The 12,746-nt window shown below is 38.8% G+C and carries 13 protein-coding genes; 8 read left to right on the top strand and 5 right to left on the bottom strand.

What is annotated here, in order from left to right; genetic code table 11:
- The first annotated feature begins 34 nt into the window (after window positions 1–34).
- From I6J02_RS11325 to I6J02_RS11315, 3 genes are read left to right on the top strand one after another with little or no spacing between them, the layout of a single operon-like run.
- Window positions 35–745, top strand: a complete 711-nt coding sequence (locus I6J02_RS11325) for a PH domain-containing protein (RefSeq protein ID WP_201678108.1) — start codon at window positions 35–37, stop codon at window positions 743–745.
- Between the two features lie 3 nt (window positions 746–748).
- Window positions 749–2,362: an apolipoprotein N-acyltransferase gene (gene lnt / locus I6J02_RS11320; RefSeq protein ID WP_201678107.1), complete on the top strand. Its 1,614-nt coding sequence runs from the start codon at window positions 749–751 to the stop codon at window positions 2,360–2,362.
- 31 nt (window positions 2,363–2,393) lie between these two features.
- A complete protein-coding gene (locus I6J02_RS11315; RefSeq protein WP_201678106.1) occupies window positions 2,394–3,536 on the top strand; it encodes a cysteine desulfurase family protein in 1,143 nt (380 codons plus the stop codon).
- A gap of 85 nt (window positions 3,537–3,621) precedes the next feature.
- Here I6J02_RS11315 and I6J02_RS11310 read toward each other — a convergent pair whose 3' ends face one another.
- Window positions 3,622–4,065, bottom strand: a complete 444-nt coding sequence (locus tag I6J02_RS11310; protein WP_201678105.1) for a copper resistance protein NlpE — start codon at window positions 4,063–4,065, stop codon at window positions 3,622–3,624.
- Between the two features lie 86 nt (window positions 4,066–4,151).
- Window positions 4,152–4,487 (bottom strand): tetratricopeptide repeat protein, encoded by a 336-nt coding sequence (locus I6J02_RS11305; RefSeq protein ID WP_201678104.1) that lies wholly within the window; start codon window positions 4,485–4,487, stop codon window positions 4,152–4,154.
- Window positions 4,488–4,909: 422 nt separating this feature from the next.
- On the opposite strand from I6J02_RS11305, the gene I6J02_RS11300 reads away from it, so the two are divergent.
- The 4 genes from I6J02_RS11300 to I6J02_RS11285 all read left to right on the top strand — a co-directional run bounded on the left by I6J02_RS11300 (window position 4,910) and on the right by I6J02_RS11285 (window position 8,784).
- Window positions 4,910–5,647, top strand: a complete 738-nt coding sequence (locus tag I6J02_RS11300) for an electron transfer flavoprotein subunit beta/FixA family protein (protein ID WP_201678103.1) — start codon at window positions 4,910–4,912, stop codon at window positions 5,645–5,647.
- A 24-nt stretch (window positions 5,648–5,671) separates the two neighbouring features.
- Window positions 5,672–6,646 carry an electron transfer flavoprotein subunit alpha/FixB family protein gene (locus I6J02_RS11295; protein ID WP_201678102.1) on the top strand — a complete coding sequence of 325 codons (975 nt, stop codon included), beginning with the start codon at window positions 5,672–5,674 and terminating at the stop codon, window positions 6,644–6,646.
- A 105-nt stretch (window positions 6,647–6,751) separates the two neighbouring features.
- Window positions 6,752–7,381 carry a bifunctional nuclease family protein gene (locus I6J02_RS11290; protein WP_003002238.1) on the top strand — a complete coding sequence of 210 codons (630 nt, stop codon included), beginning with the start codon at window positions 6,752–6,754 and terminating at the stop codon, window positions 7,379–7,381.
- Window positions 7,382–7,407: 26 nt separating this feature from the next.
- Window positions 7,408–8,784: a nucleoside permease gene (locus I6J02_RS11285; RefSeq protein ID WP_201678101.1), complete on the top strand. Its 1,377-nt coding sequence runs from the start codon at window positions 7,408–7,410 to the stop codon at window positions 8,782–8,784.
- A 255-nt stretch (window positions 8,785–9,039) separates the two neighbouring features.
- Here I6J02_RS11285 and I6J02_RS11280 read toward each other — a convergent pair whose 3' ends face one another.
- Window positions 9,040–9,540, bottom strand: coding sequence for a hypothetical protein (locus I6J02_RS11280; RefSeq protein ID WP_236581812.1), 501 nt, complete (start codon window positions 9,538–9,540; stop codon window positions 9,040–9,042).
- A gap of 138 nt (window positions 9,541–9,678) precedes the next feature.
- Window positions 9,679–10,269: a C40 family peptidase gene (locus I6J02_RS11275; RefSeq protein ID WP_236581811.1), complete on the bottom strand. Its 591-nt coding sequence runs from the start codon at window positions 10,267–10,269 to the stop codon at window positions 9,679–9,681.
- Window positions 10,270–10,374: 105 nt separating this feature from the next.
- Between I6J02_RS11275 and I6J02_RS11270 the strand changes: the two genes are divergently transcribed.
- Complete coding sequence (locus I6J02_RS11270; RefSeq protein ID WP_201678100.1) at window positions 10,375–11,280, top strand: EamA family transporter; 906 nt, start codon at window positions 10,375–10,377, stop codon at window positions 11,278–11,280.
- A gap of 67 nt (window positions 11,281–11,347) precedes the next feature.
- On the opposite strand, the gene mtaB is transcribed toward I6J02_RS11270, so the two are convergent.
- Window positions 11,348–12,670, bottom strand: coding sequence for a tRNA (N(6)-L-threonylcarbamoyladenosine(37)-C(2))-methylthiotransferase MtaB (mtaB, locus tag I6J02_RS11265; RefSeq protein WP_201678099.1), 1,323 nt, complete (start codon window positions 12,668–12,670; stop codon window positions 11,348–11,350).
- Between the last annotated feature and the right edge of the window lie 76 nt (window positions 12,671–12,746).

Here is a 12,746-nt window from a genome sequence, read left to right as displayed (position 1 = left end):
TCATATTTTGTTATTCATTCAAATAATTTAGAAAATGATTATTGATAAATATATACAAGACGGACAAGACGTCAAGGTAGTAGAGAAATTAGTAGACAAGTTAAAGGATATGCTCACGTCAGGTGAACAGATCGATTACATCGCCTTGCAGAAAAAACCTGCGGTGACCATATTACCGGATAGTATTGCAGTGAGCAGTAAGCGTATCTTTCTGTGTGAGTTCACTAAACTTGGTCTGGCGACCAATTTTGAGATTTTCAGCTGGAAAGATATCAAGGATATTGCATTTAAAGAGGAAATCTTCGGATCTAAAGTAACTGTAATTCCCTTTACAGGTGAAAATCTGAGTATTGATTATATCCCAAAAATTCAGGCACGTAAGCTTTATCAGCTTATAAAGGGAGCTTTAGAAAACAGCAAAAAGGAAGAATTACAATCAGAAAAAGAAAAGATTGTGATCTCAACACCTGTTGCTCCGGTTATAGAAGTAAAAAAAGAAGAAACACCTGCTCCTGCTGAACCCAAATCTTTTAATGAAGAAGTTCCTGCAGAGCCGGCTGCACCTGTAGTAAACAGCTATGTAGCGCCTTCTTATACTCCTCCCGCACCAGAGCCGCTTGCACCGGTAGAAGAAGAGGATGAAATCACTCAAAAACTGAAGAAACTCAAATCGTTGTTTGATAAACAGCTTATAACACAAGCGGAGTACGAAAACAAAAAGAATGAACTATTGTCTCAACTGTAGTAAGTGAAAAATAACTATTTACTGGCACTTTTAAGTGCCTTTTTACTTTGGGTGGCATGGCCTCCCATACCTTATACAGGGCCCTTGCTATTAATTGCATTTGTACCCTTACTACTTGCGGTAGAAAATGTAATGCGAAGCAATGAGGTAAAAAAAGGGCGAAAAATAGTAGGACTTGCTTTCATGACAGGTTTTCTGTGGAATACAGCAAGTATCTATTGGGTATATAATGCCATGAGTGCAGGGCTTCCGGCCTATGCAGCATTACCAATCTCCCTTATTCCTTTTGGACTTGCACCATTGTTAATGACTATAGTTTTCGGACTATACTACAGACTCCGGAAAAAACAGTCTCTTGGACGCTCATTGGTTGGGCTTACGGCCTTTTGGATATGCTATGAATATCTGCACCAATGGTGGGATCTCGCTTTTCCGTGGATGACGCTGGGAAATGGCTTTGCAGCAACACATCCCCTTATCCAATGGTACGAGTGGACAGGTGTATACGGAGGGTCTGTCTGGATATGGGCAGTCAATATCCTTGTCTTTCTGTTTGTATTACATAAACGTAATATACAAACGCTCACTAAACCAAAATGGACTAATATTGCACTGATAGCTACACTCATCATCCCAATCGGAGGATCTTTAATCCGATACTTTACTTATGAAGAGCACCTTAACCCCTCACAGGTGGTGGTGGTACAGCCTAATATAGATCCTTATCAAAAATTTGGAAGTATTTCTCCTGAAGAACAGTTAAAAACCCTGATCAGACTTTCGGAATCAGTAGCTAAACCTAACACGGAATTCTTTGTCTGGCCCGAAACCGCAATCTCAGCGAGAGGCTGGATAGATGAAGATAACTTCCGGCAATATCCGGCTTATGAAGACATATCGTCTTTCCTGGACAAATATAAAAACGGTGCTGTATTATCAGGAATAGAAAGTTATCGTATGTATACGGATCAGCGTACAGCTACTGCACGTCCGTACGGCACTCAATTTGTAGATAATTTTAATGCAGCAGTATTTATAGATAACTCGTCCAAATTACAATTTTATCATAAATCCAAACTGGTTCCCGGCGTAGAGCAGATGCCTTTCGGATCTGCATTGAGCTTCTTAAAGCCTTTATTTGCCCAATTTGGCGGAACAACCGGAGGATATGGAAAGCAGGATGAACCCAGTGTTTTTTATGCTGGCAGCGGAATTGGTGCAGCCCCAGTAATATGTTATGAATCGATATGGGGTGACTATGTAGGACAGTACGTCAAACAGGGTGCTCAGTTCATAACCATTGTTACTAACGACGGTTGGTGGAAAAATACTTCAGGTAAAGATCAACACCTGGATTATGCTAAATTAAGGGCTATTGAAAACCGCAGATGGATCGCCCGTGCCGCTAACACCGGAATCTCTGCTTTCATAAATCAGAGAGGAGATATTGTCCAGCAGACAGCATGGTGGGTGCCGGCTGCGCTTACTCAGGAAATTAATCTCAATGAGAATATTACATTTTATACCGGCAATGGCGACATCTTAGTAATCTTCACTCTGCTATTAAGTTTAGTTGGCATAGTCTTATTGGTCATCCCCGGGAAAAAGCGTCTTTAAAAATTTAATTCTTATTTCTAACTTTGTTCTTATGCAAATTTATTTTGATAACGCTGCTACCACTCCACTGGACCCTGAGGTCATTAAAGTGATGGTAGAGACCATGCAGGAAAACTTTGGAAATCCATCTTCTATTCATGCACATGGTCGCCAAGTAAAGACGATAGTTGAAAAAGCCAGAAAAACGGTGGCTAATCTACTTCATACCTCTCCTTCCGAAATATTTTTTACTTCCGGAGGTACGGAAGCGGATAACATGGCTATCGTGAGATCTGTAATTGATCTCGGGATAACACATGCTATTACTTCTCCACTGGAACACCATGCTGTACTCCATACACTGGAAGAATTACAGAAAGAAGGGAAGATACAGCTGGATATGCTTAATGTAGATGAAAAAGGTAATGTTGATCTTGAACAGCTAGACCAAATTCTGGCTTCAAATCCACGGACTTTTGTATCATTGATGCATGCCAATAATGAATTGGGCAATCTGACGGATATACAAAAAGTCGCTGAAATATGTCATCAGTATAATGCCGTGTACCATGCGGATACGGTCCAGACCATGGGACATTACAGACATGATCTCAGTCAATTGAAAATTGATTTTATCACCGGAGCGGCGCATAAATTTCATGGACCGAAAGGCGTAGGTTTTCTCTACATCAATGGAAAGAATAAGATCAAGCCTATGATTTATGGTGGCGCTCAGGAACGCAATATGCGTGGAGGTACCGAAAATGTATACGGAATAGTGGGATTGGCAAAAGCATTGGAATTATGTTATGATGAAATGGAAATACATCAGGCGTATATACAAGGTCTTAAATCGTATATGAAAGAAGAGCTTATCAAGGCCATTCCTGATGTCAGTTTTAACGGGGAAACAGATCCTGAAAAATCTCTTTATACGGTATTGAATGTATCTTTCCCATGTACGAATATGGCTGACATGCTCTTATTCAGTCTCGATATCGAAGGTATCTCCTGTTCAGGAGGCAGTGCATGCAGCTCAGGGTCAGACATTGGTTCACATGTTTTATCCGCTATCAATGCAAGCAGTACGAGACCATCTGTAAGATTTTCATTTTCAAAAAATAACACAAAAGAAGAAGTCGATATTGTGGTAAGTAAACTTAAAGAACTGTGTAATCAGGACATTTTAGTGTAGCATCCATACGCTCTTAACAAGAAATGCCGTTTATCAGAGACTGATAAACGGCATTTTATTTTTAACAACAGTATTTTATATATCTTTATTCTTCAAACTTTGCAAGACGGTACTGATCTGCCAGATCTCCTTTGATATCTTCTCCGGAAAGATCCAATTGCGATAACTGATCTTCTAGAATTCTGAATTTGTAATCTATCCCTTCCAGAGTCAATGTATTCGCATGCATTTTCCAACGTCCGCTTTTCACAAAATTTTCATCACTTTTACCCAGATATTTTGTACTAAGCTGATAAGATTTATCGGCATTAATATGTAAAATGGTTTCAATTCCGTCACAATCTGCACAAGGTAATATTCCTTTATACTCACCTGTAAACTGATCTGATTTCTGTTCAATGGTACCATCAGGAGAAATACTATACGCTGCATCAGTTGACCGCTCTGTTTTATTCTGACGGTTGTTGATACAACTGCCCAGAATAATAAAGAGTAGTAATGTTGCAAGTATATAGACTCTGGTTTTCATTTGCGTGCATAAAAAGACTTAATTACATGCAAACAAAATTGATACCATAATTAGACGGCCTGCTAATTTTTTAGCATATTTTAACATTAATAGTCATCTTCATCATCTTCTCCAATAGCCATGAGATAGGCTCCCTTCAGCTCATTAAGTGCATGCATATTTCGTTTTGCTTTGGCAATTTCCATTCCCTTTTGATAATACAGCAGTGCATCATCCTTTCGGTCGAGTTTTTCTAATAACTTGCCCAAATGATAATATGTACCTACGTAATCCGGAAACTGCTCTGTAAGCTTTATAAACCTGCTCAAAGCCTCAAAGTCCTCTCCTGTTTTGAGATATTCATTTGCGAGAGCATAATGCAGAAACGGATCTGAGGGACTTTCTTTTAAATATGCCTGAAGTTGTTCAAATTTAGAAGACATGATGATTGAGATTTATGTAATAATATAATCAAAGGTAATCATTGCCCACAATATTCTAATCACTCCGCAAGAATAAGACATAAAGAAAATTCCGGATGAAAACAGATAGGTAACTTAATCCCGATTTTGACACTTGTTCATTCTTAAAAAGAAAGAAAATTTTGATAGATCAAAAAACGAAAATACTATGCTAGCATATAAAATGACATTTCACTGACGATCAGATCAGGAAGGGGAACCTCAAAATAAAAATAAAACTAAACAACTAATTATAAGCATTTTAAACAAAATAAATTATTCAAAAAGGTCAATTATTTTATTAAAAAAGACAGAAGAAACAGTTTTGTAAAGGGGAATTTTCTGCTTCAAACACTTTACTTTTATTACAAAAAATATTAGGTTTGTGTAAAACGCATACAATTATGAGAATATTAGTTTGTATAAGTAATGTCCCGGATACGACATCAAAAATAACATTTGCGAATGATGGAACTGCCTTCAATACAGCAGGTGTTCAATTTATTGTAAATCCTTATGATGAGATTGCACTTTCAAAGGCGATCGATCTGGCTGAAGGAGGAAAAGGCACAGTAACGGTAATTAATGTTGGCGAAGCGTCGACAGAAGCTACCATCCGCAAAGCATTAGCAACAGGAGCAGATGATGCAGTACGTGTAGACAGTGTTCCACGTGATGCGTGGTTTGTCGCACACCAGATTGCTGATTATGTCAAAAGCAATCCTTTTGATCTGATTCTTACCGGACGAGAGTCTATCGACTATAATGGAGCACAGGTAGGAGCTATCGTAGCTGAATTATTGAATATACCATCTATTTCCATCGCCAAAAAAATTGATATTGATGGTTCCAACGCAACTGTTGAACGTGAGATCGAAGGAGGAAAGGAAATTTTGACAACTTCGTTGCCAATGGTTGTGGGTACTGCTGAAGGTGTCGCGGAGCCCAAAATCCCGAATATGCGGGGAATCATGAGTGCACGCACCAAACCTTTACAGGTGATCCCTGCGGTAGAAGTACCCCAATTGTCTCATATTACCAAATATGAATCTCCTGCTCCTCGTGGTACTGTAAAAATGGTAGATGCCGGAGAGGTAGAAAAATTAGTGGGTCTTTTGCACGATGAGGCAAAGGTTATTTAATTCATTTTATTAAAACTGAAAATTATGTCTGTATTAGTTTATATAGAAAATATTGAAGGTCAATTTAAGAAATCTGCATTTGAAGCTGTTTCTTATGCAAAAGCCATTGCAGACCAGACAGGAAGTACTGTTACGGCTATATCAATCGGTGATGTCAGCAATTCTGAACTGGAAAAACTTGGTCAGTTTGGAGCTTCAAAAGTTTTGAATGTACAAAATGGAGATTTAAAAAACTTTGTCAACCAAGCATATGCTTCCGTTATTGCGGAAGCAGCTCAGAAAGAAGGATCCAAAATCGTAGTTCTGTCCAATTCATTCAGTGGAAAAGGTCTAGCACCACGTATTGCAACCAAACTGCAGGCTGGTCTTGCAGATGGAGCAATCGAATTGCCTCAGATCAGCGGAGATAGCTTATCTGTTAAGAAAACTGCTTTTTCTAACAAAGCATTTGCAATAGTAGAATTAAGTTCTTCTATAAAAGTAATTTCCGTAAATCCGAACGCTTACGAAGCTAAGGCTGTCGGCGGGTCCGCTTCAATCGAAGCTTTTGCACCTCAATTACAAGCTACGGACCTCAGCACTATTGTAAAAGAAATAGTTCGGGCTACTGATAAGGTTTCACTTCCGGAAGCAGAGATTGTCGTTTCAGCAGGACGTGGCCTAAAAGGTCCTGAGAACTGGGCAATAATTGAGGAACTTGCAGATGTGTTAGGTGCTGCAACAGCATGCTCCAAACCGGTATCAGATGCAGGTTGGAGACCGCACTCTGAGCACGTAGGACAAACAGGTATTGTCGTAAGTCCGAATCTGTATATTGCTATCGGTATATCAGGCGCCATTCAACATCTGGCAGGAGTAAGTTCTTCGAAAACAATTGTTGTTATCAACAAAGATCCGGAGGCTCCGTTTTTCAAAGTTGCAGACTATGGAATTGTAGGCGATGCCTTTGATATTGTACCCAAATTGACGGCTGCATTGAAAGCATATAAAAATAATTGATCATAAATTCGTTACCCCATAAAGGCGGCTATTTCAAATTATTGTAGTAGCCGCTTTTATTTTGCTTTTAATATTCACATCTTTGTACTATCGTAAGAGGGAAGAATGAAGAAAATCAATTTAGATATCGTAGGACTTTCATATAGTCAGACGCAATCAGGTGCCTATGCGCTTGTGCTGGGAGAAGTTGGTGGCAATAGAAGACTACCTATTATCATTGGAGGTTTTGAAGCACAGGCTATAGCTGTAGAAATTGAAAAAATGACCCCCAGTCGTCCTCTGACACATGATCTTTTCAAAGCATTTGCTGATGCTTACGCGATCACTTTGCAGGAAGTAATTATCTATAATCTTATTGACGGTATTTTTTTTGCCAAACTGATCTGTAGTGATGGCGAAAAAATCTCTGAGATTGATGCCCGTACGTCTGATGCAATTGCCTTAGCGGTACGTTTTGATGCACCAATCTTTACCTATGAATTTATTATGGCTTCTGCCGGTATAGTGATTGAAAGTAATGATTTTGCATTTTTGGAAAATATTGAAAGTGTAGAAGCCGCCAAAGCTCCTCAGGAACCCCGTAAAGAGATTCCAACTCCTCAAAAAAAATCACCTTACAGTTCACTTTCTGATGAACAGTTAGAAGCAGCTTTAGAAAAAGCAATTGCAGACGAACAATATGAGACCGCAGCTGCAATCCGTGACGAAATCACCTATAGAAAATCTTCATCTTAGATTTAAAATTAACGAAACAAACATACATGTCTATTAAATTTAGATTGACCATTATGAACTTCATACAATTCTTTGTGTGGGGAGCATGGTTAATAACAATAGCAAACTTTTGGTTTGGCACTAAACAGTGGGATGGTACACAGTTCGGAGCCATATTTGCGACGATGGGAATCGCTTCTTTATTTATGCCTACACTGATTGGAATCATAGCAGACCGATGGGTGAATGCAGAGCGACTTTACTGTATACTTCACATTTTATATGGAGCTATCTTATTCTATCTTCCTCAGGTAGATAATCCGGGCTCCTTTTTTTATGTCATGTTAGCAGCCATGTGTTGCTATATGCCTACACTGGCACTTTCCAATTCTATTGCCTATACTGCTTTAATCAAGAACAACTATGATCTTGTCAAAAGCTTCCCTCCTATCCGTGTGTGGGGAACAGTTGGATTTATAGCAGCTATGTGGATCGTCAACCTGTCAGGTAATAAAGCCACTGCCATCCAGTTTTATATTGCAGGCACTGCGGCTATAGCACTTGGACTATATGCACTGACATTGCCTAAAAACACACCCCAGAAGCTTATCAAAGAAAATGCAACATGGATGCAGACTTTTGGACTGGAAGCATTTAAGCTATTCGGAAATTATAAGATGGCTTTATTCTTTATCTTCTCGATGTTTCTGGGTGGTGCTTTACAACTAACCAATGCCTATGGAGATGTGTACATCGATGAATTCAAGTTTTTTCCTAAATATGCTGAATTACTGGTCGTAAAATACTCTACGATTATTATGTCTATCTCTCAGATTTCGGAGACTTTATTTATTCTGGCCATTCCATTCTTCTTAAAACGATTCGGAATCAAAAAGGTCATGCTGATTTCTATGGTAGCATGGGTACTGCGTTTCGGCCTTTTTGCCTACGGAAATCCTCAGGATGGATTATGGATGATTATTCTTTCCTGTATTGTGTACGGTATGGCCTTTGATTTCTTCAACATTTCAGGCTCTCTGTTTGTCGAAACTTCTACCGATTCCAAAATCCGTTCTTCGGCGCAGGGATTGTTTATGATGATGACAAATGGTTTTGGAGCAGTATTAGGAAGTCTGATCTCCGGTTGGGTGATCGACCATTACTTTACGATGTCTTTTCAGGATATCAGTCAGCTTGCTACTTTTCTGCAATCAGAAGTAACGAATATACATTTTGTAGCCTTTTTAAAAGATAAAGGTGTCGCTATATCCGCTACAGGGGCATTCGAGAAACCGTTACATCTTAAGGACTGGCATCATATATGGCTGGCTTTTTCTGCTTATACGCTTGTTATTGCTATATTATTCGCTTTACTATTCAAGCATAAGCATGACCCGAAACAATTAGAGAAAACGTACCATTAAGACATAAAAAAGGTAATCTGGCGATTACCTTTTTCCATCTTAAAACAAACTATGTTATGAATGTGTTTCGCAACAGATCTCTAACAATTTTAACCCTAACATTGGATATAAACAAAAATTACTCTGACACAAATGTAGAGAGCGGATATTAAGTGAGGATTAAGACCCAATTAAATGATTATTATTTCGCACTTATTACTTCATAAAAAAAGGTCACTCATGAGTGACCTTTTTTTATGAAGTATATTTTTCGTATTATCTGGCTTGTGCTTCTGCGATCATTTTGAGGATTTCGTCGACAACGGTCTTAGCTGCATCTTTCATCTTCGGGTTGCCGGGATAATCCGCATCAAGTGTGACCTTTTTAGATTTGTCTTTATAATTATACTCCACATAGTAACGCGGAATTTCTTTACCTTCATTTGCGTTTGCTCTTCTGGTCGTCATGTCATCATCCAGATTCCAGAACCCAAGCTCCATTGCTTTACGGTGCAGGTACAATAAATCATCTTTACGGAGTTTTAAGGTATCATTGATCAATGAATCACGTTTATCCAGATATTGGTAATGGTGAGTTTTGGAATTGAATTCATTAACCATATGATCGGGTTCTCCATACTTAATGACAATCGATTCGAAATCTGAAAATCTGTATGGAGCATTCTTAACCATATTAGAATAGTAATACACACAGTACAATAAAAACGGAACTACTATACATAGTCCAATAAAGATCTTTCTACTATTTAAACTCATTTCTAAATTCTAAAATTTTGACAAAAGTACAGAATATAATAAGGAATCGTCAAACTTTGGCTGTCAAAACAGGAAAGAGTCAACTTTTATTGCTATAAGTTGACTCTTTTCATTATAAACCGGAGCTTACTATTTCTATTATAATTTAATCGGACCAGCTCCGGTAAAATATTTTGCATACCATGAATCCGTAAGATCTGAAATAATTACTCCCTTTCGGGTAGATACATGTACAAATTTATGATTGTGAAGATATACGCCAACATGGTCTATCGCTCCTCCCCCAAAGGAAAAAAACACAAGATCTCCTTCTTTGAGCTGACTTTCTTTCTTATTGTTTACAAGTGCTCCCATGTCTCTTGAGGTACGGGGAATTATCTTACCGTACACATCTTTATAAAGAATTCCCACAAAACCGGAACAGTCTATTCCACTCTTGGTCTGTCCTCCCAAACGATGCGGACTTCCCATCCAGTCATTAATAAATCCATAGAGATAGCGGTTGTTGAGATCTCTGACACTTACATTTAACAATTTGGCATAATTTTCCAGATTAGAACCCGTCAGATCAACTCCTCTTGCCGAACTGGCATCTGATAATACACCATTTGTACGACCTTCTCCTTTGTAGCCACCACCTACCAATACTTTCTTTTTACTGGAACAGGATGAGAGGACTAAGAAAACAAGACATACTGAAAAAGCTAAGTAAGAGCATATTCGCTTCATAAAAAGATAAGTTGTTGTTATACAAATGTACAAAAAACGTCATATGACGACAATATATTAACGCTGCTGTTGCTTAATTCGTACATTTGCCAGGAATTTTAGAATATGGAAAAATTAAAGGGTGCTATAGCAGTTTTTTTAGGAGCAAGTAGTTTTGGTATATTATCCACCTTTGTGAAAAAGGCATATGCTCAAAACTTTACACTGGCAGAGGTAATCGGTATGCAGGTACTTTTCGGAATGGTGATTTTGTGGGCTATTTACTTTGGGGTGAGAATATTCAATAAAGCCAGATTGGATAAATATCCGAAGAAGACCAAAGTCTGGACAATATTAATCAGTGGTTTTTCGACTGGTCTGGTCAGTATTCTATATTATAAATGTGTATCTCTCGTACCGGCTTCACTGGCTATTGTTTTACTGATGCAGTATATCTGGATCGGTGCATTGATAGAATTTATTCTTTTCCGTTCCAAGCCATCCCGAAAACAGGCTATCGGAATAGTTGTCATTCTTCTCAGTACTTTATTAGCAACAGGTCTGCTCGATAAAGGAATTGCATCTTTTGATCTGGTAGGGATAGGGTACGGATTGCTTGCGGCTACAGGGTATGCATCTTTCCTTATCGTCAACGGACGTGTCGGAAACGATTATCCGCCCATCCAGAAAAGTGGCCTGATGGTAACCGGATCATGTATATTGATCTTTATTCTTTTTCGTCCCTTTTCCTTATTTACAGGGGAATTGGGCGACGGGATTTGGTACTTTGGATTGATTCTCTCTGTATTCGGAACGGTATTACCTCCTCTCCTGTTTGCTTACGGCATACCTAAGATCGGAGTTTCTCTGAGCAGTATTTTAAGTGCTGCAGAGCTACCTGTAGCTGTGTGTATGTCTTACTTCGTATTGACCGAACCCGTCACTTTACTTCAATGGATCGGAGTCGTGATCATACTTTTGATCGTAGTATGGATGAATCTCAATAAAGAGAAGGTTACTGAAACAGCCTGACAATATTAAAAAAGACCGACTGGAAATCCTGTCGGTCTTTTTCGTTTTATATGTTTATGTTTCCTTGTTAGGCGTGAATAAATACTTCTGGTAATTCTTCTATTTCCACCTCTCCCGTCTCTGTAATCGAAGTGAATCTTACCGGAATCACTTCATTGACCAGAAGAGGATCATATGCCGTACGCACTTTTACATAATTTTTGGAGAAGCCGTGCATGAAACCTTCTTTTTCATCACTTTCAAACAGGACATCTCCGATTTTACTCAATTGATTTTCATAAAATGCCCGGCGCTTTTTTTCAGAAAGGATATGTAACATTTTACTGCGATCACTACGCTGTGCTCCCGGTACAGCACCTTCCATCTGTGCTGCAATCGTATTTTCACGTTCTGAATATGTAAACACATGCAGATACGAAATATCCATCTCATTCAGAAAGTTGTACGTATCCAGGAAATCCTCGCGGGTTTCGCCGGGAAAACCCACAATCACATCAACTCCGATACAACAATCCGGCATCAGCGATTTTATTTTAGCGACACGTTCAGCATACAATTCACGCTTATATCGACGACGCATCATTCCTAATATTTTATTATTTCCAGACTGTAACGGCATATGAAAATGTGGAACAAAACGTTTGGATTGTGCTACAAATTCAATAATATCATTTGCCAACAGATTTGGTTCTATAGACGAAATACGAATACGATCTATTCCTTCAACTTCATCCAGTGCCTTTACCAGATCCAGGAAGCGATCCTGACGCTCTCCGTCTCGGACACCAAAATCTCCGATGTTGACACCCGTCAATACTATTTCTTTTACTCCTGACGCTGCGATTTCTTCTGCCTGACGAACGATGTCCTCAATCTTGCCGGATCTGCTGGCTCCGCGAGCCAGTGGAATCGTACAAAATGTACAGGAGTAATCACAACCATCCTGAACTTTCAGAAATGTTCGCGTACGATCACCAATAGAATAAGCAGACACGAACTGATTCGTTTCATCTATTGGTGCATTATGAACAATCGTCTTTTCCTGCTTTGTAAGATCATTGATATGCGCTATGATATTGAATTTTTCAGCAGCACCCAATACCATATCCACGCCTGGTATATTAGCGATCTCCTGAGGTTTCAGTTGTGCATAGCAACCAACAATAGTGATATAAGCGTTCGGAGAATACTTCAATGCTTCTTTGACGACTTTTCTACACTTCTTATCTGCATGATCGGTAACGGAGCAGGTATTGATAACATATACATCTGCCTGACTGTTGAAAGCTGTGGTTTCATAGCCGGCATCTTTGAATATACGCCCAATAGATGAGGTCTCCGAAAAATTCAGTTTACATCCGAGGGTATAGAAAGCTACTTTTTTATTCATAATAATTTTGCAAAAATACATAAAAACTTGCAAAATGTGAGTTGTTGAAAAATTGTGACACTCTAATGGTTCTAAA

The organism is Sphingobacterium spiritivorum, assembly GCF_016725325.1.
GTDB lineage: Bacteria > Bacteroidota > Bacteroidia > Sphingobacteriales > Sphingobacteriaceae > Sphingobacterium.
This window is presented reverse-complemented; position numbering and strand designations above follow the sequence as displayed.